The sequence below is a fragment of the Halomonas alimentaria genome (assembly GCF_009902005.1).
Taxonomy (GTDB): Bacteria; Pseudomonadota; Gammaproteobacteria; order Pseudomonadales; family Halomonadaceae; genus Halomonas; species Halomonas alimentaria.
Genome location: NZ_WUTT01000001.1, coordinates 2,368,586 through 2,395,313 on the forward strand (window position 1 = coordinate 2,368,586; position 26,728 = coordinate 2,395,313).

Here is a 26,728-nt window from a genome sequence, read left to right on the forward strand (position 1 = left end):
AGGGCGGGGGCCAGCCCGTAGGCTGGCCCATGGCGGTTTACTTGCTGTTGACAGCAACGCCTGCGGTACCCTTCACGTCGGAAGCCACCTGGGTCCAGCTTGCGCCAGTGCCCAGTTCGGCATCGGTCGGAGCTTTGGCGCCACTATAGGCGTAGCCACGAACGCCCACATTGAACGAACTCTCCGCTTGGAAGGTGCGAACCAGGTTCTCCCTGCCAGTGGTGGTTTCGATGTGGCTGTCCATGTCGCCGTTATCCTCAACCTTGATGCCACCTTGGGTCAGGCCCAGCGTGGTGAAGAAGGTGCCGTTATCTTCATAGGAAAGCGCCGGAGAGTCGGAGCAGACCAGAATGCGACCGAAACCATCCTGCTGGATGTTCACCGTTCCGAACTGGAACAGCTGGGTGTTGTTCGCCACGTTGGCCGAGTACAGATCGTGAAGCGGCTTCGAATGGCACACCCACGCAACCAACTGACTGGCCTGGTCACCGAACTTGGCAGCGCCCTGCAGCAGAGCTTGGAGATCCAGCTTGTTGGCAGTGCCGTCATAGACCGCATCAGCGTTGCCTGTAATGGCGGCGCGGGCGGCGATGATGCTGGCGTTCAGCTGATCCTGCAAAATTGCTTCAGCCAGTTCTTCGCCAAGCATAACGCCGGCTTCTTCGGGGTTCTCTTGGATCCAGCGGTAGTGGGACGGGCTGAAAGTCACCGGGCTGGTGCCGGTAGCCACCTTCACACTGGTCTCGTTGAGCATCTCCAGCGGAGTGGGGTCCACGGAAGTGTTGGCATACGGATCACGGCGGCGGACGAAATTCTTCACCGCGGCGAAGGCAGCCTGGTGGGAGAAGTCGCCCACGTTCTGAGCTGCACCCAGTTGGATGGCGCCGCGGCTAGCCTCGTTGAACGCATTCACGTTTTGGGCGAGAGCTTCGCCAGAAGCGCGGAATACGTAGGTCTTGAAAGTGCTCATGACGTCTTGGGTAGACATAGGGTATTACCTCGTTACTAGGTTTGAGGGCTTTATCGCCCGAGATGGAACTTGGTGTTGCTCTGGCCTAGCCAGTTGGGTTTTAGCCCCCGTCCTTGACGAGGCTTGGACGACCCCGGACGGGCCGGGGTAGCCGGTACTGCGATGCAATCATCCGCGGGCTTTCAGGTACGCAACCTTCTCGGCGGCTGACATGTTGGAGGTCCACTGCGTAGGTGCTCCCCCGCCGCCATTCGAACCCGGCGCCCCGCTGCCTTTCGGCTGGGGGAAGAGGTGTGGCGCCTGTTCTTTCAGCGCATTCAGCCATTCACCGGTGCCCAGTGGTTCGCCGTCCTTGCCGAGGACGCCGTCGCGGGCGGCCAGTTGGCCCGCTTCATCGACTGTGAATTGGCTTCGGGCTCGCAGAAGAATGTCATCCACTGCTGACGGTAGGACGCCGGCCTGTGCCGCCTCGCGACGGATCTCGTCCGAGAGGGCGCGATCCCGAAGAGCGCTGGCCTGGGTCTGGGCCTGCTCGAGCTTGGACTCGAACTCCTCGCGCATGGCCTTGGTGCGGCGGTTCACGACTTCATCGGCCTTGCCCTCGGCAATCAGCCGGGCCTCCTCGTCTTCTTCGAGAACCTGCTGCAGCTTGCGGGCTTTATCGACATCGATGTCGGAGTACTCGCCGAGCTGGCTTTTGAGCCGCTTCTGCGCCTCGAGCAGCTCGTCGCGCTTGGACTTCAGGCCCCCGACCTCTTCATCGAGAGCTGCTTGATGGGCGTCGGCCAGCTTCTGGGCCTGCTCCTCGGTCACGTCGTCGCCGAGAATCTGTTTCAGGTCGTCGAGTTCAAATGCCATGGTGATGTGCTCCTAGAGCTGGTTGGTGTCGCCGGCCTGGCCGACGCTCATGAAAAAGCCCGCTCGATGGCAGGGCTTCAGATTGAAACTGTTGGGGTTATGCGCTGAACAGCCGGTCGAATGTCTCGCGGTCCTTCTGGCGAAGCTGATCAATGGTCAGCTCGGCGCCCCGGGGATCGACGAACCGGTCCAGGCTGTAGCCACCTTTGCGATACAGCTCGTAGCGTTTCGGACCCAGCCAGTCGAGTTGAAAAGCTCGATCCTGACGAGCGAACCACTCAGGAAACTTGGTGGAGGCCGATACCTGGCCGACTTCGAGGGCCGCCTCCCGGCGCTGACGCTTGGTCATCCGGCCGATACTGCGAAACTCACCTTTGATTTTTCTGGCCTTGACGTAGGGGCGCTCTCCACCGTCATCACCTGGTGTCTGGGGGCGGTAGAAGCATCGGCAATTCGGGTGAGCCGGCGGCTGAGGGTGAGGCTTCCCAACTTCAAAGACTTTGCCGTCAAGGTTGGCACAGGTCTTGCAAGTGCGCCCATCAAGTGTGGATGTCCACGCGACCTTCCGGACGCCTAGCGCCTGGTAGACCTCAGCATTCGCTTGACTAGCCAGGTGAGTCCTTGCAGTGCGAACATCCCTATCCACAGCGTTACGAGTGCTCTGGACAACGCCATCCTTCCGGCGGAGCGCAGCCGTGCCGCGGATCGCTGTCGCAATGTCCGAGGCTGACTGGCCGTCAGCGAGGCCTTGCCTGATGGCTGACCTGACTCGCTTGTCGAGTGTTCGTGGGGTCTCATCCAACATCTCTCGAATCGTTGATCCCGCCACCGGAGTAGCCAGCGCTGCACTCCAGACCCCGCTGACCTGGGGTGCATCCCCTTCGATTCCGGCCCGGGCCAGCACGTCCGCGGTGTAGCCCACCTCGTTCTCTATCAGCTCTTTTGCCGCCGGCATGAAGACGTCGTTCAGGTTGGCACCGAACGTGTCGATGAAGTCCTTGATCAGGTTGTCTATGCCGCGCAACCGGCTGGTCGTGATTCTGCCGGCAGCGAATGCGCTGGCCTCCGCAGGGGTCAGCGACTCCAATCTGCCTCGAAGTTCGCTGACCATCTCTGCGGCTGAGCGGTCGAGCTGCTCGATGACGTCGTTGATGACGCCGGATGACAGGCGATGGAGGTTGGCCCCATGTCTCACTAGCGCGTCGAGGATTTTTTCGCTCATGGTGACCTTTCAACGGTTGAGGCTGTGTTCTTTCGGGTGTACCTGAAAAAACACCGAGAGGTTTCACGATATATCGTATTCATTGCTAGGGTTTTTCGACCCAAACGACTACACTTGCTGTGAACACACCTTAAAGACCACAGGAGCCTCATCATGCTCGTGCCAATCGTCCGCGCCTACCTTCGCGCTTCCACCGATGACCAGGACGCCAACCGTGCTAGGGGCGCCCTCAAAGCGTTCGCCAAGGAGAGAGGCGTAAGGATCGTCGCTTGGTACACCGAAAACGCCAGCGGCGCCAAAGGCGACAGGACAGAACTGGCCCGGCTCATTGCCGACTCGGAGCCGGGCGATGTCTTGCTGGTTGAGCAAGTGGACCGCCTTACGCGCCTCAACAAGGCGAACTGGGATCAGCTGAAAGCAGCCATCAAAACGGCTGGACTTCGGGTTGTCGCTGTCGACCTACCTACCAGCTACGCTGCGCTAACCGCTTCGAGTGATGATGACTTCACAGGGCGCATGCTCGACGCAGTGAACAGCATGTTGCTGGATATGGCCGCAGCCATGTCTCGCAAAGACTACGAGGACCGGCGCCGGCGTCAGGCCGAGGGCATCGAGAAGGCCCGGGAACGGGGTGCTTACAAAGGGCGTCCCGTCAACCAGGAGCTGCACAACCGGATCCTGGAGCTACGTAGTGCAGGCTTCAGCTACCGTAAAACCGCGGAGATGCTGGGCTGCGGAGTTTCAACTGTGCAGCGTGCAGTGAAGCAGAGAAGCTAGCTCACCTTCCAGGCCAGGTACAGGACGACGAGGAACAGGACCAGCACCCGCCCCTCATCACTCACAGATGACCCAGAGCGGCATAGACGAGGGCGATGGCGGCCGCCGCGCCCATGGCAATTAGGATGTTGCGAAACATGGCGGCCTCCTCAGCCAATCAGAACGTCCAGGAAAAGCGGCGACACGGAGTAGCCGAGAACGAAAACGAAGTATTTCCAATCGAGCTGATCAAGCATCGACCACACCTCCCTCGCGCTGCTCTTCCAGCTCTTCGTCGGACAGCGACGTGACCCCGGTCTTACGCAATGCGTTGTAGAGCACGGATCTCGGCAGCTCGCCGGCCAGCGTCATGTTGCTGACGATCTGTACCAGCGCCGAGTCGATCACCTCGCTGCTGAACTTCGGCTCAACCGCGAACAGGGGTAGCTGCGTGGCGCCCGCCCAGACGGCGAGATAGCCCAGCACCTGCTCGATGGCTTCTGCGGCTTGGTGGCAGACGTTGTGCAGTGTGGCCTGCTGGTCGTCCTGCCGGGCTCGTCGGGCATCGCCGGACTCCGCGGAGCGGCCTCGGTCGAGCACCCGGGCACCGGCCTCGAGCGCAGCATCACGCTGGTCGAGCATGGCCTGACGGGTGGCCTCGATGCCGGTCCCAGAGGTCTCAAGGTAGAACGCCGACGCTCCCTCGGGAAGCGTCCAGGCGGCCATCGGCCCGCTGACCCGGAGATCAGTATCCTCATCCAGTCCGGTCACGACCGGCTGAGGGTGGGCGCAGTGGTGCAGCGCCTGGTGGTAGTCGCCTGACAGGCGGTAAAACTGCATCGCGGCCTGGGCCATGCTGAGCAGCGGGATAGGATCCACGGCAGTGTTGTTGTCGCAGCTGCCGGCGAACGTCAACGGTATGAAGTCCAGGGTGCCGGCCGTGGTGCCGGGGTAATCTTCGCTGATCACGTCACCGTCCGCGTCGAACAGCCGGACTCGGTAGGCACCGTCCTGCAAGTCGAGGACCCGGTAAACCGTCTCAACGCTGTCGTCAAACTCGTCCTCGGCAACCGAGCGAGTCTCAACCATCACGACCTGGGTCAGCTGCCCCGCCTGCTCACGCCAGCGGATCACCGACTCAGCGGCGTACTGGGCGATGAAGGGGCGACCGTCCTCGTCGAAATCGGCGAGTAGCGCCACGCGCCCGGCTTTCAGCAGGTCGCCGACCACGCGCTGGAACAGCTGCTCGAGGCCGAAGCCGTCCTGGGTACCGACGTTCTGTAGCTGCCGCGGCAGATCGACAGTGGGTGCCAGTCGGCTGACCAGGCCGTTCATCGAGCGTAGTGAGTCTGATACCCAGGCCGGGTACTGAGCGCGATCAACGTAGCTGCGGTAGATCTGCGCCGCCTGTGCCGGGTCGATCGGGCTGTCCTCGGCTCGGGCGTAGGACTCGGCAGCGATCATGCCGCTGGTCTTGGGGAGATAGCGAGTTGTAGCACCTTTGATAGTGCGCTCACCCGCGAGACTGTCGCTCATCAAACGCCAGTCCGGCGCCTGGTCCTGGTATTCAGCGATGGGCGTGGAGACTGACATTTGACTGGATATCCTTGGTGGTTGGTTGTTGCAGCGGTGGCTACGGCGAGACTCACACCAGGCCGACAACGCGCTTCATTTGGGGCTTCTTCGGCTTCACTACCGGGAACATTTTGGTAATGAAATAGCCACCGGCGTCAGTGACGTGATCAGTGCCTTTCGTCTTGTCGGGCGCGCCGTGGCGGTTGTAGGCCATCTGCTCGAGGCCGGTGGTGTATTCCGGACATCGTGTCGTATTGACGAGGTAGCGACGGTCGCCGTTGGCGTTGCAGAACATGCCACACATCGACAGGATGCGATCCCGAACAGCCGGATTTGATTTATCAGCTACGACCTTGAAGCCCGCCTTTTTGAGAAGAGCCAGGTCGTTGGTGCTGGCATCAACCGTCTTGCGGCTGCCGCCCGAGGCGTCAGGGTACACGCTGATCTTGTGGTCGGCGTATCGCTCCTTGATGAGGTCGATCATTGCCGGCGTATCCAGAACGCCCGTCAGCTCGCCGACCGCCAGCGGGAGGCCATCGCGAATGACGTGCACCACCGCGCTCATGTTTTCGATATTGAAGTCCATGCCGACGTGGAGGTGCTCGCCCCGCTTCTCGACGGCGTCGGTATGGTTCATTTCACGGGAGAAGGTGTGGTAGACCGTGCCGGAGGCCAGGTTGACGAACTCGCCGCGCAGATAGGCCCGGAGCTGTTGCTCTGGATAGATATCGCGCAGCGATTCGATGTAGCCGTCCGGCAGGTGCGGATTGCTATGCGTCGGCGCCTGGATGATCCGGTAGCCGGGCTGCGGGTGCTGCCGCCAGGTTCGGTAGACGAAACGAAACCCCTCCGGGGTGGTGGTCGTGCCGACCGTGTTGGGCTTTCCGTCAGGCTTCTTCTGGCGATTCCGCGAGAGGATGCGGCGCCAGACCTCGGCGGCGTCATCGGCCTTGAGCGTATCCAGCTCGTCCACATCCGCATCGGCATGTTCATAACCGATAATGCGTGATGGAGTGTCCATCGAGCGAAAGAAGATCTTGCCGTATCCGGGAATCTCCAGGTAGTTCAACGGACTTTTGTACAGGCGATATTGAATGCCCAGCTTGGTCAGTGCCTCCTCGAACCTCGGGAAGGCGATCATGCGGACCAGGTCATACGTCGGGCAATAAAAACCCCGGTTCAGGCCGGGGTACTTGAGCTTGCCGAAGATTGAGCGGAGAACAGCAGCTTCCGTCTTTCCTGCACCGAACCCCGCCACCATCGCTGGGAATTGGTCCTCTGCCACCAGGTAGTCGAACTGGGGCTTAGAGGGTTCAACTCTCGGCATGAGGATTTACGACCTCGATGTTGATGGCAGTGGGTTCAGCCGATGAATTCTCGGGGTTCCAGGCATTGACGCTGACATGACGGCCCAGAAGATCGAGGTTCTTCGCCTTGTCAGGCCACTTGATCTTCTTCATCACCGCTTCAGTGTCGCCCGACATCATAGTTTGGACGTCCAGTCCGTTGATCGATGTGCGCCACGACTTCGGCCAGTCCTTGATGGGCTTCATGCTGCCGTCGTCGTTCAGGATATCGAGTACATCCAGCTGATCGATCTCATGGAGACGGTTCAGCACATAGTCGGCGTCTACCTGAGTCCGCTTGGAACGTTCGGCTTTTGCCTTTTGAATGGCGTCCCAAACATGCCGCATGCTTGGCTTGCAGGCATCTCTATTCTTGCCCACCCATATAGGCGCCTGCTTTCTAGCAGTAGATTTTGCGTAACCGGCGCGAACTGCTGCCTGGTAAGCATTAAGATCAACAAGGTACTCTTCGACGAAAGCCTGCTGAAGGACAGTCAGCTTTCGACCCTTATCAGCAGTAGTTTTCGCCATCTCAAGATACCTATCTAGTAAAAAGCCCCGCTGAAATAGCAGGGCTTTGTTGAATTCGGGGTGCCGGCATGCGGGAAGAAGCGAACCGCTTGCCGGCGGGCTGTCGTCCACACGTCGGCGGAGGAGTACCGACCCAATTCGAACCAGCCTAGCGATATCGTAGCCTAGTCGTGGAGTCGCGTCAACACCTAAGTCATTGTTTTGAAATGCTTATTTGCGTATAAGCGGAACATGTTTCAGTGAATTGCGGTGAGGATGTGGCGTCGTGGTTGCTTTCTTGACCTGATCCGCAAGCTCGGAGGATTGATTGAGGTGGGCGTGTTTTCTTCCACGCTTCGACGTCTCGAGCAAGAGGGCAAAATACTCGTCCGGGGTGTCGAACCGGGAAGTATGCATTATTGGGACCGAACATCATTGAAGTCTGGCGAGACGGCCACAGCGCTATGCGGCTGGTGGGAAGAATTCTCTCAAGCAGTACATGGCGGCGAGATTGAACGAAGCGCGGAACTGCAGGTTCTCGACGCCGCGCTTGAGGAGGAAGAAGAAGAGGATTGGGACCAGGCGTTAGCGGCCCCAGCGCCTCGCTGAGGCCGTTTGCTTGCATGGGGGTAGGCAACCTACTGCCTACCCTCACTTCGCCGCTACAGAGCCTCACAGGCGGCCGTCCTTGGCCGCCCCGCCACTAGGCCGCGGACTGCTTCGCGTACTCACCGTCGTTGGCCGACAGCTCCAGGCCTTCGAAGCGGACGCCACCAGGCTGAGCGAAGCCCGACATCACGAGCAATGAGTCGATGCGTTGCTGGGCCGTCCACTCGCTCCGCGGCGTGGTCGGGATGGCGCCGATGCGGTCCTGGCGAATCTCGCGAAGTGCTTCCCCCATCTCGCGGCGGGAGCTGCCTTCGCTGCCAATGTCGGCGAGGGTGTCGCGAGAGGTCTTCTTACGACCCTTTTTGACCCCAGGCAGACCACCCTTCGATGCACGAGCTAAGGGGTCAGTGGCTGGCTTCCTGGAAGCCGACCTTTCCGATGAACATATAGTGCTATCACCCCGGGGGTCGGCTTCGGAAAACCCGTCAACCACGGGGCTTGCGGGCGATTCGGTGTCCGTTTGGGGTAATTTGCCCAAATTACCCCAAACACCGTTTTTGTCGTCTGCGATTCGCTTACCGAAGATCGCGTAGCTCGGCTTCATAGACCACCGGTAGCGCCTTTGCTTGACCCCCTTCTCCTGAACTCGGGTGCTCACGTAGCCCCAAGCCCCCATCCAGCCGCTGAACCAAGAGCCCAAGTCTTTATTATCAGCAGCTTTCCTCTCCTTGTCGTTCAACAGGGCCGGCAGCCCGCCCAGGCTCAGAACTCGGTTGGCCTCCCTTGTCTTACCACCAACCACTTCCTGGATAGCCTTCATCATGTCAACGGCCTCATCAGCACTGCGGAGCACATGCCGCCCGGGCTTCGTCGGATTGAACGGATCCAATCCCGCCTTAGCCGCTGTAATATCCGCCAGGCGCTTGAGCACACACTCATCCATGCGCCCGTGGCGCTTACCCTGCAGGTTCTCGTGATCCACCCATAACCAGCTAGCCAGCTTCGACCGCTTCACCAGTTCCCCTGACTGGACCTCCTTGGCCATGTCCTCAGGCATGTTGCCGTCTTCGTCCAGATCCCCGTCGGTCACGTGCAGCTGTAGCTCAGCACTCCCCCGAGCAATACGAGCACTGAGCTCAGGCGTAGGCTCGAGCTTCTTCAGCTCCTCAACCTCTTCCCAGCTTTCTACGCGCCCAGCGGAGGCTACACGATCGACCCGCCGCTGTTTAACGCTCTTCTTGCTGACCTCATGCTCGACGTCCGCCTCGATATCTTCCGGCTCGATGATCTCCACATCGTACCCGGCTTCCAGGGCGTACACGACGAGGGCAACGGCTGGGCAGGTTCTCCAGCCATTGTCGGCCACGATCTTGGTCGCCACGCCGCCCACCCAGGCTGAAATGGATTCATTCACGCCACTTTCAGCGAGGTCCAGGTAGGCCGGTCCCTCCTCGGGGAGAGTGTCTTTCAGAGTCTTCCTCCAGTCCTCCAGGTTCCCACCCACGCCCGAACGGCTGCGCCAGGCCATGCTGGTGAGCTGGACATGGATAGTGTCGTCAGTGGCCTCCCTTTGGCGTTCGGCCTGCTGCATCAGTGACTCCGGCGCGGTGATCCCGTCGTAGAAGCCGAGTACATCCCGGACGTCATACTCGAGGCTGAGCCCTGACTGCCACACCGGGCTGGCAGCCAGCAAGGGCTGCTCTTTAATCCAGCGAGGGATATCCGACATGAACAGTTTCTGCTCTGCCAGGCCGCGGGTCTCCGAGGTGAACGCCAGGTAGCCGCGCTCACCCCATGCCTCCACGTCATTGCGGTTGTCGTGGAATAGGTAGGCCTTCTTGGCGTTCCTAGCCATCTCACCGACAGCGCGCGTTTCGTTACCGTTTTTATCTTTGCCAGACAGGTACAGATTTAGTTTCTTGCGCCTGTGTACGCTATCGAACCGGAGGACCCGGGTGATGCCCAGGTACTCCATCAGGTGCCCACCAGGGGGGGTGATGTCGGCATCTGCCATTACTACCTGTGCACCGCTGTCGACGACCTCCTTGAGCAGCGCCAGGACTGCCATGGCTGCCGGGTTTTTGATGTTCCCGCGATGATCGAACAACACTTCGGCCTCTGACGAGAACTCGTCGATCAGGATGAGATTTGAATCGCGAATGTGCCCCTTAACGGACTCACTGATTGCCGCTGTATGGGGCGTGGTGACCAGTTTGCTACCCCACGTGCTCGGGTCGTTGGAGTAGAGGCCCATACCCAAGCGGCGGGCGGTTTCCCCACAGAGGGAGATGAGATGGCTCAACAGGACGACGGCATTGCCCTTCTCCACCATCGGAGCAAACACCTTTGACGTCTTGCCGGCGCCACGGTCTGCCCAGACGACGCACGAGCTACCCCCGATGGCGTCGAAGCCGTTCTCAATAGCACCGCATTGCTCTACCACTGAAAGGTCCGGGAGCGAGGCATGCCGCCCACCAACGAGTTTCCACTGGTCTTTGCTGATGGACTCGATGGTGAACGAGCCGCCACCCTCTGCTTCTCGCTCAGGCAGGTGCTCCCTGGCCAGAGCTTTCAGGTTGGCCCCGCCCTCTTTCGCAGCTTTAGCTACGCTCGCCCAGGTTGGACGGCTTACGCCACTGGCACGAGAGAAGAACTTCCAGAGACTGCGGTTTTCTTTCTCATCGAAGGCGGGGTTCCAGGCCCCAGCAAGGTCGCCCCGGCACCACTCCAGCATGAGCTCAAGGCCGCCCTCCAGGTGGCCCACCTCGTGCTGGATCCCACCGACAATAGTCTTCCAGGATTCATGATCACCGTTAATAATGGGGTCAACGTAAGTGAGATATTGACGAGCCGCTTCTATGTTGAGTCCCCAGCGACCATCAGCCTCTTCCCCTTGCTCCATCCGGGCCCTTACACGCGCCACTTCCTCTTCAAACATGAGCTTAGAGGCGGCACGCTGGACTACTATGGGCGGGCTAACGGGCCTACCGGTTCCACCTACTATCCGAGAGCGGAACGGTTCGCGCTTCTGGTGAAAGAAACCAGGCAGACGAAAAGGCTGACTTAGCTTAGCGACAGCAGGGTCCGCACCCTCATCAGACAGAAGATTAGCCAGCGCTTTCGTCAGGTACTCTTCTGTACCGGGCAAGGGGGACCAATCAACAGGTACCGTCCAAACCAGCTGGTGTTTACCTGGTGAAGATTCAACGATAAATGTGGGCAAGGGCAGGCGCCGCTCCTCCAGAACGCTAGGGAGGCGCTCCAGGCGAGTCGTGTCGGGCGCATCCAGGTCGGCCACGAGGTTGCGGAAAGCAGCCGTGTTTTCTGACCTACGAGCCTTCCCCTCGTATTCCTGGGCCCCCCAGTAGATCGCATGACCTTCACGGTTGAGCCGTGTCAGGCGGCGGCCCAGGGACGACAGGCTCCCCCGGCGCTGATACGGCTTACCTCGATTCGAGTCCGCCTCGGGTTTTGCCAGGAAGATCAGGCTACCGGACGGCTGTACTACGTCCAGAAAGCGTTGCGCTTCCTCCAGATCGACCACTAACTCTTGCCCGTGAGCACTGGGCTCGCAGGCTGCATCGGAAAAGTTGACTGATTCGGTATCGAGGGTCATAATTCACTCACTTGTTGAAGTGTGTATCTAGCCCGCTGTGTCCGCAGCGGGCACCTTTTTGCCAGCTACCTGGCGCCTCCCCTGCTTCTCGAATCCGGCATATCGCTGGAGAACCTGCCGTGCCTGGTATCCGAGTGCAGCAAAATCATACCACCCAACCCGGGGAGCTCACAAAGAAAAAACCCTTTTTATACAACGCTTTAACGTGTAACAGCGTTTTATGAATGGGCTGGATTGGCGGGAAAATTGAGCAGTCCATGGGGCTGAAAACCCCGTGAAATACGGGTTATGCGAGTTATGCATAGGGCATGCACCAGACCAATGACTGCATAACACCCATAGAAAACCTGCCCCAGAGAGAGCATGGAATCTGCCGTGAAGGTGCTAGTGAGCATAGGCATGGTGGAGGCTCCAAAACCGCTGTTGAAGTCCGCCTGCCAAAACGAAGGGAGGCGGGCCTATAGGGGTTGGCGTACCGGTGAACCAAGCTGGAAACCGGCGCATCCGAAGATGCCCACCTACAGACCCGCCATAACGGGACTGGGCACAAAAAATCCGCCTTGTGTTAGCGGATGGCCCGCTCGGTTCATTTCAGGACGCCAATCCTGGCCGCAGATTTTGCTGCAGCAACATCAATATACCAACACGTAACCAGTGCAGCAAGACTCCGTGCTACGCTTGAGTCTCACCGACTTTCGGAGGCTGCCATGACTCACCCTGCCCTTGCACCCTGGAAAAAGGTTATAGCCCTACGTACTCGCCTGCTGCGAGACCTCGCAACCCACCCTCAGACCTCTCTTAGCGAAGCCGACACCGAACTTCTTCGAGAGACTGTCTCCGACCTGGAAAATATCTCCGAGGAGATGGAGCACACGGAGTTCTCAGGAGAAGTTATAAAGCACCGCTGGCATCCTATCGATGGAGGATACCAGCTGGAGGTAGTCGTGGATGGTAGGACGCTCCCCCCGAGCGAAATGTACGTGATAGTCGCATGGAGCTCGGAACTAAAAACTTGGGTTGTAGCAGACAAGTATTCGTCGTACGAATACTTCCAGGTCCACAAGGCCAAGACCCTTCTATCTCGGAAGGCTAGGCACCTTGCCAATCTCAAGGTTGCTGAATTGCATAAAAGTGGGCCGCCAAGAAAACTGCCAGTGTGTGTCGAGTGACACCTCATCAACGATATTCGATTTTTTAGGGAAGGCCCTCGGACAGAATACCTTTTTCACGTTCAAGGGCCCGGGAGATAACAACACTGTAAGAGCAAAGATTTATTTAGCCCTAATGCACAGTAGCTTGATCATGTCGTTGTTAACGCTATAATTATACTTTGGGTTAACCTCCCAGAAATTAGGTTCATCACCCACCATAAAAAACCATTTATACCCGTTATAACCCCCAAAACTATTTTTAGCGTTCACCTGACCACAAGTACTAGAGTTTAGCTCATCTGAATCTGGCACGGAGAGGAAAATATCTTTAAACTTAGCCGACTCAGGGTCTTTAAGCCTCTGCTTTACCAGAAACTTTACCCTCTCTTCCTCTTCTTCAGCCAGAGGCTCCCTGAACCTCTCTATTTTTTCATGAGACCCCCCATCATTTGTAGTAGCCTCAGTAGTTTCAAACACACTATTTTTCTTCGGCACTCCGGAGTAACCTACACACCCTGAGATTGAAAAGAGGGCAGCTGAAATTACTATTGCTCTAACAACCATTAAAAAAACCTCTTTCGGAATAAATATACACAGTAACCCCGCCCATCGGCAGAGAGCCTCCATCCTCTATCAGTAGCTTAGTATACGCAATCAGCTTAACGTCGAACCACGCCAATCCAGTCGGTTTCGCAACGGATTGGTATAATGTGTTCAAACACGTTGATCCGCGAGGAAACAGATGAGCAAGCTGATGGATCTCGACCAGTGGCGGCGGGCCCGCTTCGCCGGCAAGCCACCAAGCATGACTACCGTGCGCCGCTGGTGTCGCGAAGGTCACGTCCCTGCCAAGAAAATGGGCGGCACCTGGTTCATCGATCTGGACGCCGAGCGCCGTCAGACCGGCAACCCGCTCGTCGACGCTATCCTGGAGGCGTGACGTGGCACCACGGCCTCGCAAGCGCAAGAACCGCGGCCTCGAGCCCAACCTCTATGAGCGCAACGGGTACTACACCTACCGCCGCCCGGACACTGGCACCTGGCACGGGCTGGGCCGCGATCGCGCTGAAGCGCAAGACGCTGCTCGGATCCTCAATGCCCGGCTGATGCGGGGAGTGGACTACGTCGCCCAGGTAATGGGCGAGGAAGGAGACTCCCTGGGCGCTGCGGTGAAGGGCTGGCTAGCCGAGTGGGTCGAACCCGACCGGAAGCTCAGCAAGTGGACGAAGAGCGCCAAGCGTGGGCGCGGCAAGCGGTTGATCGAGGATGCCGGTGACCTTCCCCTCGCCCAGATCACCACGCGCTGGTGTGCCCAGTACCTGGACGAGCACCACCAGGGCAGCGCCTACGTGCAGTACCGGGCGGTGCTCTCCCAGGTTTGCCAATACGCGCAGACGAAGGGATGGCTGGAGGCGAACCCAGTAGCCCCGACCCGCTCGAGCAACCAGTATGAGAAACAGCGCAAGCGCCTCACCGTCGAGCAGTTCCAGTCGATCCACGGGATCGCGCCGGAGTGGATGCAGATTGCCATGGAGCTAGGCTTGCTCTGCCTGCTAGGCCGGGCTGAGGTGGTGAACGCCCGCTTCGACGACGTGCGCAACGGCCGCCTGCACTACGTACGCCAGAAGACGAAGGAGCGAAGCAAGACGGCCTACGTCGCCATCGCCCTCACCCCGCCCATTGAGGATCTAATCAAGCGGGCCCGGGCCCTACCACCGGTGTCGCCCTACATCGTGCACCAACAGCCCGCACGGTTGCGCAAGAGTGCCAGCAAGGAGCACTGGTCCCAGCTGAGCGCCGACCAGCTCAGCAAGGAGTTCCAGCGGCTTCGTGAGAAGGTGCCGAGCATCGCTCGCCTGCCCGACAAGGCCAAGCCTACCTTTCACGAGATCCGAGCCCTGGGTAGCCGCCTCCACGAGCTCTCTGGTACCGACGTCGCATCGATTCAGGTGCTGATGGGCCACGCGGATCCGGAGATGACCGAGGTCTATCTGGATGGCCACGACATACGCTGGCAGCAGGCCCAAGGCAGCGCCCTGAACATGGCCGAGCTGTTGTCAAAACCCGTCTCGTAACCTATTGATTTATAATGGCTGGCATGCCTGATTTGACCGCACCCGAAATCGGGGGTTTTCAAAGTAAAAACAGTAGCTTACAATGCACTCGGCGGAAAAATGGGGTTGCAAAGGTCGCAGGTTCGAATCCTGTCGCTCCGACCAGAAACATCAAGAGAAACCGCCACTTACGGATCATGCCGGGTGGCGGTTTTTCGTTGTGCGCCATTCTAGGTGACATATAGGTGACACGGGTCAGCAACACCCAGCAACCAAGATCAACAACTGGCTCACCAGCTCCACTCGCATGACATCCTAGCTACGGCCCGGAACCCCGGTCCCCACCCTCTACCCTGGAGCCATCCGCTTCCCGCATTCTGCTGCTGGATGCCCATCGGCCGCATCGAGCAAAGAATTCATTGACGTTCAAAGCCGTCCTGAAGTAGCTTCACGGAAGCGCCGATTTGACCCTCAGCTTGCGGGCGCTCTACAAATCCAGCTAAAGCGTCGCCAGAGACCCGCTTTAGTCAACGCTGAGCGGGTTTTTGCTGTCTGGCCTCCGGGCCACCGCCGATTTAAGCACCAACTTGCGGGCGGGATAAAAGTTCAGCTAAAGCGGCGCCGTGGCTCACCTTCCCCCTGAGTCGGCGCTTGCCGACCGATCCCATGGGGGGAGAAGGAGTTCACATGCCGAACCTCAATCAACATTCTGATGACCTTCGTCTGGACCCCTGGCTCAAGCAGCCAGAGAACCGCGTCAGCGTGCCAGATGATGCCGAGCTCGCCTGCCTGCAGGAGATCAACCTGGGTGGCGTGGATATCATCCCCGAGGCGCTATTCTTTCGCCGCCACGATGGCCAAGACGAGCTATGGGCGGCCGGCCTGCGCCACGGTGCCCCCGGCAAGCCGCGTGATGTTCAGCTGGCCAGCGCCTACAAGCAGGGGCGCGTCGCCTGGGCTAGTAGTCAGGGTACCCGTTCGACAGGGGCCGAGATCCTGTTCCGCGCCCTCACCGCAGCACGCCATGGCCATGTCTGGCCCGAGGACTTTCTGGAGGGCCCGCTGATCACCGAAGCCACCCATTGTCAGATCCTCGGCGAGCTGCAGGCCGAGATCGACCGCAACACTCGGGAAGCCGGGGCCCAGGCAGGGACAGAAATCATCGAGTTGGCTCGTCGACTGGGCCTGAGACCCGAACCTGCGGGACGCTCGCCCTCGGCCTGGTACGCAAACTGTCCCGGGAAATCCCATCGACTGATGATCAGCAGCAACTCCAATCAGTTCGGTTGCGGGTACTGCCGTGTAAAAGGCGGCGCTGCTGAGCTAGAGGCACTAGCTCAAGAGCGAAAGCAAATAAATTCACCTACCTGCAATGTTTCGGATGACCGGACCGGATCAGGAGGGAAGAGTAGAGCTCGAGATCCCATGGCGGTCCAGAAAGAGCGGGACCTTTTCGAACGTCTCCGAGGAATAAGAAACGTACCTTATTCCGAATAACGCTACGCTAGTCGATCACCTTGGGCCCCAGAAAATCATGGGGCCCTCTTCATATATGTGATAGGCATCGGGGAGTGAGATGCCAAAAAGCCTGTCTATCCCATCCCACTGTCCCACCACCTAATATTGCAAATGAATCTTTCATATTTTTATATGACCAAATTGATGCAGGATAAAAAAATGCTGCCCACCGAGATCACCTAATCACAGCATCTCATCGAGCCCACTGCGAGCAAATTTTTTAACAACATAAGATAAATTTAATAGCCTATCTTCTTCGCCCGCTCCTTCCACTCCTTCTTTTTCTGCTCGGTGGCTTGGGAGGGTTCGCTCTCCTGGCATCCAGAGAATCCTTATAGCATTCCGCTTCTATCTCATTGCCTCTTTCAGAAATGTAGCTCAGCGAAATCTTCTCAGGCCCACTCTTTCTAAGAAAAGCAATGCATGCCGAAGTTACGCTGTCTCCATCACCGAACCCATGTGTGAGGTGGCGCCGAGTAAATACCACCTTCTCCTCACCCTCGAGCTCTCCAGAAATCTTTAATATATTCTGATCAACCCTGCTCACGAAACTAATGATAAATGGCGACCACCCCTCTTTCTGCCAAGTGTAGGTTCTTGACGGGGCTGAGCGAGAAACATCTCCGATGAGTCCAGGCCGGCTATTGTGGTCTGTACATGGATGCTTAGGCCATGGCGGACCAAGCTCATCGAAGAACACCCGACCGCCCTCAGGTGACTGATAGAAAAAGACAAAATCCCCACAAACGGGGCAGGTAGCATTCGGGATGGTAAAGCTTTCGTAGCTTTTATCGATCGGGGGCACACCCGGGAAATACCCCGAAAACGCGCCTGGTAATGAGTTACCAGAAGACTTTCCCTTGTGGCCCTCCCCGCCCCAGCCGCACCGGCAATCAGGCGAGTGATTCCATGCATTACACATATCACCTCCATAAAAGGTGAGTCGGCTTGCAGAAACTCATCTACTTTGGCTTCACGCCTCCGCCGCTGTAGAAACGGCGACCAGAGGTCCTGTACTCTTCCTTGTACTTCCTTCTAGCTTTGGCATAGGCAGCTTGACGAGTAAACCCCTTGCTTATCAGTTGGGAGGCCATCTCCTGCACCTTTTTCGAGTTCTGACCATCCCCCTGCGTCGAAGGCTTTCGCCTCATCAGAATACCTTTCTGCTTATCGTTGAGCGGCATACATCACCTCGATAGCGGACTCACCTACCCACGAAAAATATCCACCTTTGTCTCAAGGCACCTTCTCATGCTCAGATCATGTGCCCCTACCCCGAACCACAGATCAGGCTTCTGATAAAAATCCAGCCCGCGCCCGATCTTGATCATCCAGCCGTTGTCGATCCGAATCTCACGATCATGCATATTCTCGTTGACCAGGATCTTTAGTTCGATATCCAGCTCCAGGAGGCTCTGCTTGAGCTCCTCGAAGCGTTCGTTGAGCATCTTGAGGTCGGTATCCTGGTCGTAGCTTGTCGTCAGCACGATCTTGCGGACAGTGGGTGACTTGATCACGGCCTCGCAGAAGCGCACGAAGTTGTGGATCTGGTGGTTGGCCCTGATGTAGGGGTCCTCGATCTCAACCTGCTTGGCACCCTGCAGGTAAGGCAGGATCAGCGCCTCATAGCTATAGCCGGTATCGCCATAGTGAATCGTGAAGTGCTGCTCCTCGGGCTCAGGTTTGGTCTCTGCTTCAATCGCCGGCGATGGTGGCTCTGTCGGCACTTCCACACCAGGCACCATGGGAGTACTGGTCTGTGTCTCCGCGGGCGTGTCGTCGCCCTCCTCCCCAGCGTGAATGTTGCGCCGGCTCGGCTCCTGGGTTGCCGCGGCAGTCCTCGACTCGGGGCAGTAGACAATTACTTCCTCTCCCGTAGCCGTGAAGTAGGAAAGATTGATACGCGAGAACTCATCATCGGTCTTGCGCTTGTTCATCTGCTCCTTGACCCGGCGGCGGGTCTCCACGGCATAGGCCACATACTCCTCGAACTCCTCATCGCTCGGCTTGCCGTTGGGATGAAGAATCTTGAGGAAGGCGCACAGCGTCTTCTTGATGCCCTTCTCGTCGCGCCCCTCCACGGCATCGCCCAGCTTCACCCGGCTGGAGACCTCCTCGTAGCGGTTGGTCTGCTTGAACTGGTAGTGGAACGCCTCGGCCAGGTAGTCGGTGATAAAGCCGTAGTTGCCGGTCAGGAACTCGCTGCTGTTCTTGGGCATCTCCCAGCCAGGCAGGTAACAGGCGAAGCGGTCCTGCACTGCCAGGTCGAACTCCTTGGGTAACGGTTGGAAGAGGTCATACACCTCCGAGTTGACGATCTGCTCCACGGAGAGATCCAGATTGCCCACATAGGCCATGGAGGCCTGAGCGATGACCTCGACGCCGCGAGAGAAGCGGCCGTTAGCCATGAAGTCCTTCATGATCTGGATGGTGTCGGGATCCTTGATCTTGATCCCACCGACCTCGTCGAAGGCAACGGTATCCCAGTACCCCACCAGGCCGATCTTGCGGCGCTGCACGTTGTAGAACAGGGTCGCCTTGGTAGCCTGGCCCCCGCTGATCAGCGTCGAGTAGGGTGAAAACTCGCTGTAGAAGTACGACTTGCCGGTGCCCCGCGGCCCCAGCTCGATGAAGTTGAAGTTAGGCTCGATCAGCGGTGCCAGGCGGGCGATGAAGTGGAACTTCACGCGCTTGGTTAGACGGGTCGGCTCCAGGCCTACCGAGCGCAGGATGACGTCCATCCAGTCATCACGGCTGAAGGCTTCGCGTCCCTCGCAGTAGCGGTCGAAGTCGAAACGACTCAGCTGGATCGGACGCAGGTCCTCCACGAAGAAGGCGTAATCGTCATCCTCGATCTCGTTGTAGCCGATGGTCACCTCGGCCCAGAGTCCACCCTGAAGCAACCGCTCGTTGTCACGATAGAACTTCTCGCTGATCGCCACGCGGCGGGAATCGAAGTTCTCCAGGGCAGCCCAGTGCCGCCGGTCCTTCTCGATATAGTTGACGTGAACCTTGTCGATGAAGCGATGCTTACCCTTGGTCGCCACCCGGGACTGGGCCGCGTTGGCCTCGTTGGGGCGCACGTAGTTGTCGTTGAGGGTATCCAGCACGGCTTCCATGCCGGCCTGGATCTCTTCCGGCTCGTCGCTGGCGCAGTAACGCGCCAGCAGAAACTCGAGCACGAAGGTCGGCACATTGGTGCCCTTCTTGATGCGGTGCAGGAGGTCCTTGCGAACCACCTTGCCATCGAACAGTGCGGTCAACTGCTGGTCGAGATTATCCTGATCAAATTGATCCATGGCTTACACCGTATAGTCCGTTTCAAGGTCGATCTGGCTGTAGACAGTATGGGTCCTGGGGTCCAGGGCCTTCACCTTGAACTTGCCCTCGTATTCCATCTGCATCTTCAGGTTCACCTTCACCGCTTCACCCGGTTGCAGGCTCAGCGTGCCCGTCGCCGGGTTCACCGGGCCGGTCGCCCTGGCCTCGCCGACCACGTTGCCCTTCTTGTCCTGAGCCTCGAGCAAAATCTCGTAGCTGCCCTCACTGGAGAACATGTCGGCCGCTTCAACGGCCACATCGATCACCGGCACCCGGGTGGTGATACGCGTCGCACCTTGCTTGTAGCTGATGCTGATGCTGGCTCGCTTCACGCTAGGCTGTTCGTGGCTTCTGAGCTGCATCCGGATCACCGGCACGACGCACTCCTGCAGCGAAAGGCCACCATGGAAGTACTGCAGGCCGACCCGGTAAGGCGCCATGGTGAGCGGTGCCGCTAGCCTCGCCGCATTGCTGCGTATCCCGAGGCGCTCGGTCTCCATCACCAGGTGGTGGTCATCCGCCGAGCCGTCACCCAGGGCACAGCGATCGTGAACGATCAGCCAGTCTCCATGCGGCTTAGTGGCCACATCACCGGCACCAGCATGGTTGTTCATGTAAAACCCGTGGTCGGTCGCGATCACCACCTCATGGAAGCCATGGTCGACCAGGCGGTTCACCGCCATGCGAATACGCTTCAGCGCATTGGTGATCTGTGCCGGAGCTGTCTCGGGGTGGTTCTCGAAGTGGCTGTCGATCTCCACGGAGCGCAACACCAGCAGGTCCGTCTCGGGGTCGATCTCGGGCCCCTTGTTGCGCACGAAGTCCTCGAGGCGCATCTCGGCGAAACGTTGCCCATAGCGACGCCGGAAAGCGTCCATCCGCTGAGCCACGGTCGCTACCGGCTTACCGTCCAGCATGGGTACCACCCCATCCTCGCCCTTCTCCACCGTCAGCTGGTCATCGGCGCCGGGCAGCAGGCTGGCCATGCCCACCGGTGTCACGCTGGGGAGCTGAGCCAGTGACGGCTGCATCTCGATCGAGCCGTCGTCAGCCAGCTGCTTCTCGAGTGCCACGCCCAGCTCATAGCGCAGCGCATCCACCATGAAGTAGGCCACCCGATGGCCGTTCTGCTTCAGCTGAGGGGCCACGAGACGATCGAAGGCCTGGGTATTGGCCAACATGCCGGGCAGCGGCCACCCAGTCTTCTTGATCAGTCGCATGAAGCATTGCTGGGCTGACTCCGCCAGGTTGGCGTAGCACTTACGGGCGCGCTGGATCAGCGCTGACATCTCGCCGCGAGTGTCTTGCCACACGTAGTCGCTCACCGCCTGCTCGAACTCACGATGCAGACGATCCATCTCACGCAGAGCGCCTACATAGAACTGCACGAGACCTTCCAGGCTATCGGAGTACTCCGGCAGGCGCTGCTCGAGGTCGTCGCAGACCTGAGCGAGCGACGCCGCTGAATCGACCAGATACCACTTCTCCCTGCTTTCCCCCTGGGCCGTCCATACGGAACGCTCATGCTGGCCCAGGATGCCTCGCACCCGCTCGATGTCCCCCTGGTCGAAGGCCGCCATAGCCTGCTGCAGAAAAGTCCGCTCCTCGAACGGGAAGGTATCGCGCACCCCCAGATCGGTCAGTGCCCGGCACTGATCCGGCAGGTTCAGATCAGCCTCGATCTCCTCGGCCTTCTCGATATAGAGGTCCTGGCTGCGCCGATCATTGCGCAAGGTATCGCACAAACCTTCGATGATCGGGCGTACCCCCTCCTCGCCCCGGGGAATGTCGGCCAGGGCCTCGGGCAGTGACTCCGGCAGGTCAAACACGAACTCGCTGAACAGCACGAAACGCCACAGCTCATCGGCAATGGAGGACCAGGTCTTGCCGCGAGTACGCAGCTTCAGCCCCAGGGTACGCTTGAAGAGATCTCGCGCTTCACTCACCCAGGCATCATTGGCTTGCAGTGCCTCGAGCTGATGGGTGTCCGGCGCCATCAACCCCAGCAGGATGTCGCGGCTGGATTCCGCACCCAGCTGCGCGCGCAGGTTAGGCCAGCCCACACCGCCACCCACGGCATCGATCACAGCGAAATCGGGGTTGGCATCCTCGGCGAAGAGACGACGGATCTCCTCAGCATGCTCCGGCTTGGCCTTGAGGCACAGCGACTGGAAGCTGTCACCGTCGCCATCCGGAAAAACCCCGCCGCAGGCCGCGAAGGGAGAAAACGGGTCGACCTGCTTGTGCTCCTCATCCACAGGGGCCTTCATCGGCACGTACACCAGCAGGCTCTTGATCTCGTTACGACCCAACGCCTGGAGAGAACACATCGCCTGTTCCCGGCTCTCGATGCTGCTCTCGGTGGCGTCCACCACTACTGTGGAATCACTCGCCAGCCCCTGGCACAGCCGGCGATAGCGAATCTCGGGGTCATAGACCACCACGACCGAGCTCATACGCAGCCGCTCGGCCAGCACCTGCTCCTGGATGTAGGCCTCGATACTCATCTAGTTCACACTCCTGTTCCCTGGCGCATCGCCTACCGGATCTCGTGCCCGGCTAAATTCATGAGCCTGCTGGTCTGCATGATCCAAGTCCAGCAGCCTTGCGGCATCTGTTTGTCGCTCACGCGTAAGCGACAACATTATTTGTGGGTCATATTATGGATAAAGTGATCCACAAAACCTGTTGTGGCTCACCGATGACCCTCAAAACGCTTCAGTCCCCTCAGCGATATTCAACAACGCAGGGAAGCACAGCACAGCAGCCCGGCGTCCGCTGGCTTCTATCAGGTCACGCAATACCGGATCTTCTCCTGATCGTAAAAGCTGGAGGATCCGCTTGGCGGTGGCCTCGGGAATGCCTGCGCTAGCCACGAAATCCGAGCTCTTGAAGATCGGCCGCGCGAATATCCAGTCCAGGGCCAGGATGGCGTACTGCGAGCGTGTCAGCTCGGGGAGCTCGCGCTTCATGCGCTCGTAGAGCTCGAGGATCTGCGTCGCCCGCTGCTGGTTCTCCTCGGCCTGGGACTGCACGGCCTGGAGGAAGAAGCGGCACCACCCCGTCCAGTCGCCATCACGGGAAACCGCCAGCAGTCGATCGTAGTACTCATCCCGGCTGGCCTCGAAGAAGGCGCTGATGTAGAACATCGGCCGCTGGATCAGCCCGACCTGCCACATGAACAGCGGCACCAGCATGCGCCCAAGCCGGCCGTTACCGTCCAGGAAGGGGTGAAGCGCCTCGAATTCGGCATGCAGGATGGCCAACTGAACCAGGCGATCTGGAGCATCGGAGTGCGCGTAACGCTCCCAGGCGCCCATGGCATCCGGTAGCTTCTCGGCCGAGATGGGAACGAAGCGGGCCTGCTCGATGCTGCAGCCGGCAGGACCAATCCAGTTGGGAATGCGGCGATAGGCCCCCGGGGACTTGCCATGCCCCCTCACACCGGAGAGCAGCACCTTGTGCGCTTCGAGGATGACTCGCTGGGACAGCGGCAGCGCCTGCAGCATCTCTTCTGCCTGGCGTACCGCGGCACGATAATTCTGGATCTCCTGGATGTCGGCACGGCGATCGGGGCTCAGTTCGGCCTTGTCTCCCTCTGCCTCGAACTCTAACACCTCACCCATGGTGGCCTGGGTGCCTTCGATACGCGACGACAGCACCGCCTCCTGGGTAGTCAGGGGCGACAGCAGAACCGAAGCGTTGGGAATGGCCGCCAGGGTCCCGTCGTAGCGCGCAACCGCCGCAGAAGCTGGCCCCAGCAGCGGAATCAGCTGTGGCCAGTCGAGCTGCTCGGGCGGAAAGTCACCCAGATGGTAGTGAACGGCCATCGCCATCAGCTCTCCATGGTTGCCGGCGCCTGCCACAGCTGGTGCAGGTCTGGCTGACGCCCAGCGGCAAGTCCCTCGACCACCTGGGCAACCCGCCCTGCCCGGTCCTCGAGGAAGCGCTCGAAGTCCTGCTTGAGCCTCTCGCGCGCCTCCGGCTGCTGAAGATCACCGTAATCGCCCTTGGCCAGCAGGTCGTAGTCGATAAGATGGGTCTTCATGCGTTGGCGAACCGTGTCCTCGCCGGCCCAGTCCACACGCTCCTTCAGGTAGGCGAGCGGATCCTTGCGGCCGATCACACGGTTGGTCTTCCAGGTGATCAGCGCACAGTTGAGCGCCAGGAAGCTCGGTATCTCGGCCTCCTGAAGCAGCGCATCGGGGAACACATGGTGGTACTCCCGCTTCTGTAGGCTGTCATAGCTGGCCGGCTGGTTATCAGCGAAGTCCCGTGCCTCCAGATAGGTCGTTACCGCCATGATGCCCCGCGCCTCAATGCCCATGGCCTTGGGCCAGCCTGCCGCCTTCAACTCATCCTTGGTCGCCAGCGGGTACTGGGTGCGGTCCATCAACGGAATCTGCGCGATATGCGTTTCGTCGAACTGCTGGTTCTTGAGCACTGCCTTGAGCGCCTTGAAGTCCGCATAGGCCCGCGACGAGGAGGAGTTCTCATAGCGATCGGTAAAGAACGCCGACCAGAGGTAGCGCTGCAGCAGGGTCTCGGCCTTGCCACGATAGTCGCCGTCATCGGGAATCAGCTCGTAGCAGGCCGCGATCACCGGGAGCACGGCATTGGTAGGGAGCCTGGCGGCATCGTGAATACCCTGGCTGGCCAGGAAGAACGCCATACGCTCCAACCCGCGTTCCAGGTGTTTCCAGTTATCGACCAACACCTGCTTGTTCATCTCGATCATGCCGCGGTTGTTCGGCACCTTGTCCTGCAGCAGCGCCGAGGTCGAGAGAATCAGGTCTCGCAGTTCGGCATAGCGCTTGGCGTGGGAGCAATAGGAGTCGAGCCGCGCCTCGAGGTCATGCAGCGAACTGCCGGCGACGCTCTCCACCTCCGCCACGATAATGTCGTAGAGCGATAGCGGCTTACTGTTGGTATTCATATTGATGAACACCTGCAGTGCCACCTCCTTGGGAGTAGCCGCCGGCAGTGCCAGGTAGGGAAGGTTGAAGTGAGTCACCCGTTCCCTGAGCTGATTGATGGTGTCTTTCAGCTTTTCCTGCAGCGTCATGTAGGCCTGAAGCTTTTCGAAGGCATCCTCATCGCTACCCGACGGCCTCAGGTGCTGGGTAGCATCGGCCAGCCAGGTGGATACCTCAGCGTTCATGTCGCCAGGCCGCAGAAGCGAGATAGGAAATAGGCCACGTTCCAGGGTGTATCGTGGATCATCCGCCCAGAGCGGCATCCGCCTGCCATGCTTGTCGAACCACCTGGGCTTCATGAAGACCTGAACCTCGTCGCCGGCCTTCTCGTCACGAGGGTCAAAGTCCGGGTGGTAGACGAAAAAGGTCTCGTACTCGTAGTTGTTATGCATCGCCCGCCAGAAGGCCGTCAGCCGCTGCTGGCCATCCAGCAGGTGCTGGGTCACCGTGCCTTCCTTTGCCGGCTCGGCGGTGCTGATAAACCGAGAAACAAAGTTTTTACTTTCGTCTTCGTTACCATCGACCTGGAGGATCAGCACCACACCCATCGGCAGGTTGCTGATCACCGTATCCAGGAAGCTGGCGATCCTATGCCGGTCCCAGGCCTCCATGCGCTGGAAGCGTGGCAGCTTGATCGAACCACGCTGGATGTCGTGAAACCATTCGCCAAGGCTGCGATCGTGCGCTTTGCTGGACTGCACCATGATGCTCATTCACTGCTCCCTGTGTTTTTCTTCCGCCCGCGCGCCTTCTTGGGCGACGGCTCTGGTTCGACGAAGAGGTGCTCGAGGTCGTGGGCGATGGCCAGCGACTTGTCGGTGACACACTTCTCGCGCACGCGCTCCGGCCAGTAGGCCATGGCCAGGTGGGCCCAGTCGTAGTCGCCCTGCTCCAGCTTCTCCCAGGTTTCCTTGAGTACCTTCTGCCACGGCTTGTGGCGGAACAGCGGCCAGAGCGGCGCGGCGGTGATCTGCACGCCGTCATCGTGGTTGAGTTTGTAGTCTGGGGCGATCTTCAGCAGGGTGTCGCGCAGGTCGGCCAGCTCGTCGCGGAAGTCACTCAGCTCCTCCAGGCGCTTCTCGTCGGCACGGCTGAGGCTGACGCCCGCCAGGCGCAGGTTGCTCAGCTCACTGTCGACTTGTTTGAGCTTGGGCTCCACGAAGTCGTTGACCGCTGTGAAGAGGGTCTGGTTGGTCAGGTCCGGGTAGTAGAGCCACAGGGTGTAGCTGCCCGAGGCCGTGGCCAGCGGCCAGTAGATCGGCGCCTTGCGGCGGCTCTTGGAGTACTGCTGCAGGTGGTACTTGAAGAAGTCGCGGCGTAGCCAGCGGCGCAGGTCTTCGTCGACGTGGGCATCTACCGTCTCAAGCACATCGGCCATCAGCCGCGGCAGGTCATGCTCATGGCCGGTATCATCCACCAGGATACCGGCATGGCGATGGTAGGGTTCATCGCCGTCGGGCAGCATACCGGGGCTCTTGGCCGGCAGAGGATCGAATGGTTCAGGTTCGGGAGGCACTTCGCGCTCGCCGGTGGCCAAGCGCCAGTCGAAGCGGCCGAAGGCGACACCGGCTGTCCAGGAGAGCAGCGCATCCAGGGGGGGAGCCTCTTCTGCTTGGCTTTCGTTGTCGTCGTCTTCTCCAACATCTTCTGCTATAAAGGCATCTCCCTGAGCCGCCCGACGATCTTCCTCAGAGAAGTCGTAAAGGTCGAATGCGATATCGTCTATTTGGGTCTGAATTTCGGCCAATTCGATATGAATAACATCAGGATCATAGTCACTCACTCGATCACGCAAAGTTTCTGGCACCAAAAATGCATGCGAGGTCTCGGTTACAGTATCGAGCATTCGTTTGAGTGACCATGATTTGTGTGCTAACACGGCGAGGCGCCCCTTGATCCTCTCGTTAAGATCAGGGGCGGGAGTTTTCTGAATGACGCCTACTTCGTAGGAGCCAAATGCCATCTGAAGCGACACCAGTAACCTGAAAGCATGGGAGTTGACGATAGCCAGTAAGGCCAACAACTCTTCCGAATCATCATCCTCAACAAAAACGGCTGGACCTTTATCGGCGAAAATACAGCCTGCCGGCATAACTCTCAAGCTGAGACCGCCTTGTGTACGACGCGGCCAGGTGAGGCCTGGGCGGAAATAACAATGAGGATTGTGAAGCTCTGCCTTCCAGTGAGGACTCCAGCCCCTCTCTGCCCTATAGTCACTAACAAAGGTTTTGGCCTCTAAACCATCA

General features: G+C 59.2%; 20 protein-coding genes. 7 read left to right on the forward strand and 13 right to left on the reverse strand.

Annotated elements, in window-relative coordinates; translation table 11 throughout:
* Positions 1-37 precede the first annotated feature (37 nt).
* The 3 genes from GRB96_RS11310 to GRB96_RS11320 form a co-directional block, all read right to left on the reverse strand.
* Complete coding sequence (locus tag GRB96_RS11310; RefSeq protein ID WP_161432239.1) at positions 38-988, reverse strand: major capsid protein; 951 nt, start codon at positions 986-988, stop codon at positions 38-40.
* A gap of 150 nt (positions 989-1,138) precedes the next feature.
* Positions 1,139-1,828, reverse strand: coding sequence for an NAD(P)-dependent oxidoreductase (locus GRB96_RS11315; RefSeq protein WP_161432240.1), 690 nt, complete (start codon positions 1,826-1,828; stop codon positions 1,139-1,141).
* Positions 1,829-1,925: 97 nt separating this feature from the next.
* Positions 1,926-3,050, reverse strand: coding sequence for a phage minor head protein (locus GRB96_RS11320; RefSeq protein WP_161432241.1), 1,125 nt, complete (start codon positions 3,048-3,050; stop codon positions 1,926-1,928).
* 153 nt (positions 3,051-3,203) lie between these two features.
* Here GRB96_RS11320 and GRB96_RS11325 point away from each other — a divergent pair, with 153 nt between their 5' ends.
* Complete coding sequence (locus GRB96_RS11325) at positions 3,204-3,827, forward strand: recombinase family protein (RefSeq protein WP_161432242.1); 624 nt, start codon at positions 3,204-3,206, stop codon at positions 3,825-3,827.
* Between the two features lie 228 nt (positions 3,828-4,055).
* Here the strand turns inward: GRB96_RS11325 and GRB96_RS11330 are convergent, their stop codons facing one another.
* Genes GRB96_RS11330 through GRB96_RS11340 form a run of 3 tightly spaced genes read right to left on the reverse strand, consistent with a single transcriptional unit; the run spans position 4,056 to position 7,258 of the window.
* On the reverse strand, positions 4,056-5,399 hold the full coding sequence (locus tag GRB96_RS11330) for a DUF4055 domain-containing protein (RefSeq protein ID WP_161432243.1): 1,344 nt from the start codon (positions 5,397-5,399) through the stop codon (positions 4,056-4,058).
* 52 nt (positions 5,400-5,451) lie between these two features.
* On the reverse strand, positions 5,452-6,708 hold the full coding sequence (locus tag GRB96_RS11335; RefSeq protein WP_161432244.1) for a terminase large subunit domain-containing protein: 1,257 nt from the start codon (positions 6,706-6,708) through the stop codon (positions 5,452-5,454).
* Positions 6,695-7,258 (reverse strand): terminase small subunit, encoded by a 564-nt coding sequence (locus GRB96_RS11340; protein WP_161432245.1) that lies wholly within the window; start codon positions 7,256-7,258, stop codon positions 6,695-6,697. Before GRB96_RS11340 ends, GRB96_RS11335 begins: the two co-directional genes overlap by 14 nt.
* A 255-nt stretch (positions 7,259-7,513) precedes the next feature.
* Between GRB96_RS11340 and GRB96_RS11345 the strand changes: the two genes are divergently transcribed.
* Entirely contained in the window at positions 7,514-7,846 is a 333-nt protein-coding gene (locus GRB96_RS11345; RefSeq protein ID WP_161432246.1) for a hypothetical protein, read from the forward strand.
* A gap of 94 nt (positions 7,847-7,940) precedes the next feature.
* Here the strand turns inward: GRB96_RS11345 and GRB96_RS11350 are convergent, their stop codons facing one another.
* The gene (locus GRB96_RS11350; RefSeq protein ID WP_161432247.1) at positions 7,941-11,462 is read right to left on the reverse strand and encodes a DNA-primase RepB domain-containing protein; all 3,522 of its coding nucleotides are present in this window, start codon (positions 11,460-11,462) and stop codon (positions 7,941-7,943) included.
* Positions 11,463-12,169: 707 nt separating this feature from the next.
* Between GRB96_RS11350 and GRB96_RS11355 the strand changes: the two genes are divergently transcribed.
* Complete coding sequence (locus tag GRB96_RS11355) at positions 12,170-12,631, forward strand: hypothetical protein (protein ID WP_161432248.1); 462 nt, start codon at positions 12,170-12,172, stop codon at positions 12,629-12,631.
* 102 nt (positions 12,632-12,733) lie between these two features.
* Here the strand turns inward: GRB96_RS11355 and GRB96_RS11360 are convergent, their stop codons facing one another.
* Positions 12,734-13,177: a hypothetical protein gene (locus tag GRB96_RS11360; RefSeq protein ID WP_161432249.1), complete on the reverse strand. Its 444-nt coding sequence runs from the start codon at positions 13,175-13,177 to the stop codon at positions 12,734-12,736.
* A 178-nt stretch (positions 13,178-13,355) separates the two neighbouring features.
* On the opposite strand from GRB96_RS11360, the gene GRB96_RS11365 reads away from it, so the two are divergent.
* From GRB96_RS11365 to GRB96_RS11375, 3 genes are all read left to right on the forward strand, one after another.
* Entirely contained in the window at positions 13,356-13,553 is a 198-nt protein-coding gene (locus tag GRB96_RS11365) for an excisionase (protein ID WP_161432250.1), read from the forward strand.
* Position 13,554: 1 nt separating this feature from the next.
* Positions 13,555-14,688, forward strand: a complete 1,134-nt coding sequence (locus GRB96_RS11370; protein WP_161432251.1) for a phage integrase Arm DNA-binding domain-containing protein — start codon at positions 13,555-13,557, stop codon at positions 14,686-14,688.
* 666 nt (positions 14,689-15,354) lie between these two features.
* Positions 15,355-16,164, forward strand: a complete 810-nt coding sequence (locus tag GRB96_RS11375) for a hypothetical protein (protein ID WP_161432252.1) — start codon at positions 15,355-15,357, stop codon at positions 16,162-16,164.
* 1,229 nt (positions 16,165-17,393) lie between these two features.
* Here the strand turns inward: GRB96_RS11375 and brxL are convergent.
* The 5 genes from brxL to GRB96_RS15580 form a co-directional block, all read right to left on the reverse strand.
* A complete protein-coding gene (gene brxL, locus GRB96_RS11380) occupies positions 17,394-19,484 on the reverse strand; it encodes a BREX system Lon protease-like protein BrxL (RefSeq protein WP_161432253.1) in 2,091 nt (696 codons plus the stop codon).
* Positions 19,485-19,487: 3 nt separating this feature from the next.
* A complete protein-coding gene (locus tag GRB96_RS11385) occupies positions 19,488-22,013 on the reverse strand; it encodes a PglZ domain-containing protein (RefSeq protein ID WP_161432254.1) in 2,526 nt (841 codons plus the stop codon).
* A 201-nt stretch (positions 22,014-22,214) separates the two neighbouring features.
* Positions 22,215-23,342: a Fic family protein gene (locus tag GRB96_RS11390; RefSeq protein WP_205743524.1), complete on the reverse strand. Its 1,128-nt coding sequence runs from the start codon at positions 23,340-23,342 to the stop codon at positions 22,215-22,217.
* Entirely contained in the window at positions 23,342-25,195 is a 1,854-nt protein-coding gene (locus tag GRB96_RS11395) for a DUF262 domain-containing protein (protein ID WP_161432255.1), read from the reverse strand. The genes GRB96_RS11390 and GRB96_RS11395 overlap by 1 nt, the downstream gene beginning before the upstream one ends.
* A complete protein-coding gene (locus GRB96_RS15580; RefSeq protein ID WP_205743525.1) occupies positions 25,192-25,947 on the reverse strand; it encodes a hypothetical protein in 756 nt (251 codons plus the stop codon). Before GRB96_RS15580 ends, GRB96_RS11395 begins: the two co-directional genes overlap by 4 nt.
* On the opposite strand from GRB96_RS15580, the gene GRB96_RS15585 reads away from it, so the two are divergent.
* Positions 25,912-26,340, forward strand: a complete 429-nt coding sequence (locus GRB96_RS15585; RefSeq protein WP_205743526.1) for a hypothetical protein — start codon at positions 25,912-25,914, stop codon at positions 26,338-26,340. The genes GRB96_RS15580 and GRB96_RS15585 overlap by 36 nt on opposite strands.
* Positions 26,341-26,728: the final 388 nt, after the last annotated feature.

Coding starts and splice junctions, on each gene's coding strand:
- GRB96_RS11310 (WP_161432239.1), bottom strand. CDS start 988: ATGTCTACCCAAGACGTCATGAGCACTTTCAAGACCTACGTATTCCGC.
- GRB96_RS11315 (WP_161432240.1), bottom strand. CDS start 1,828: ATGGCATTTGAACTCGACGACCTGAAACAGATTCTCGGCGACGACGTG.
- GRB96_RS11320 (WP_161432241.1), bottom strand. CDS start 3,050: ATGAGCGAAAAAATCCTCGACGCGCTAGTGAGACATGGGGCCAACCTC.
- GRB96_RS11325 (WP_161432242.1), top strand. CDS start 3,204: ATGCTCGTGCCAATCGTCCGCGCCTACCTTCGCGCTTCCACCGATGAC.
- GRB96_RS11330 (WP_161432243.1), bottom strand. CDS start 5,399: ATGTCAGTCTCCACGCCCATCGCTGAATACCAGGACCAGGCGCCGGAC.
- GRB96_RS11335 (WP_161432244.1), bottom strand. CDS start 6,708: ATGCCGAGAGTTGAACCCTCTAAGCCCCAGTTCGACTACCTGGTGGCA.
- GRB96_RS11340 (WP_161432245.1), bottom strand. CDS start 7,258: ATGGCGAAAACTACTGCTGATAAGGGTCGAAAGCTGACTGTCCTTCAG.
- GRB96_RS11345 (WP_161432246.1), top strand. CDS start 7,514: ATGTGGCGTCGTGGTTGCTTTCTTGACCTGATCCGCAAGCTCGGAGGA.
- GRB96_RS11350 (WP_161432247.1), bottom strand. CDS start 11,462: ATGACCCTCGATACCGAATCAGTCAACTTTTCCGATGCAGCCTGCGAG.
- GRB96_RS11355 (WP_161432248.1), top strand. CDS start 12,170: ATGACTCACCCTGCCCTTGCACCCTGGAAAAAGGTTATAGCCCTACGT.
- GRB96_RS11360 (WP_161432249.1), bottom strand. CDS start 13,177: ATGGTTGTTAGAGCAATAGTAATTTCAGCTGCCCTCTTTTCAATCTCA.
- GRB96_RS11365 (WP_161432250.1), top strand. CDS start 13,356: ATGAGCAAGCTGATGGATCTCGACCAGTGGCGGCGGGCCCGCTTCGCC.
- GRB96_RS11375 (WP_161432252.1), top strand. CDS start 15,355: ATGCCGAACCTCAATCAACATTCTGATGACCTTCGTCTGGACCCCTGG.
- brxL (WP_161432253.1), bottom strand. CDS start 19,484: ATGGATCAATTTGATCAGGATAATCTCGACCAGCAGTTGACCGCACTG.
- GRB96_RS11385 (WP_161432254.1), bottom strand. CDS start 22,013: ATGAGTATCGAGGCCTACATCCAGGAGCAGGTGCTGGCCGAGCGGCTG.
- GRB96_RS11390 (WP_205743524.1), bottom strand. CDS start 23,342: ATGGCGATGGCCGTTCACTACCATCTGGGTGACTTTCCGCCCGAGCAG.
- GRB96_RS11395 (WP_161432255.1), bottom strand. CDS start 25,195: ATGAGCATCATGGTGCAGTCCAGCAAAGCGCACGATCGCAGCCTTGGC.
- GRB96_RS15585 (WP_205743526.1), top strand. CDS start 25,912: ATGGCGATGGTAGGGTTCATCGCCGTCGGGCAGCATACCGGGGCTCTT.
- GRB96_RS15580 (WP_205743525.1), bottom strand. CDS start 25,947: ATGCTGCCCGACGGCGATGAACCCTACCATCGCCATGCCGGTATCCTG.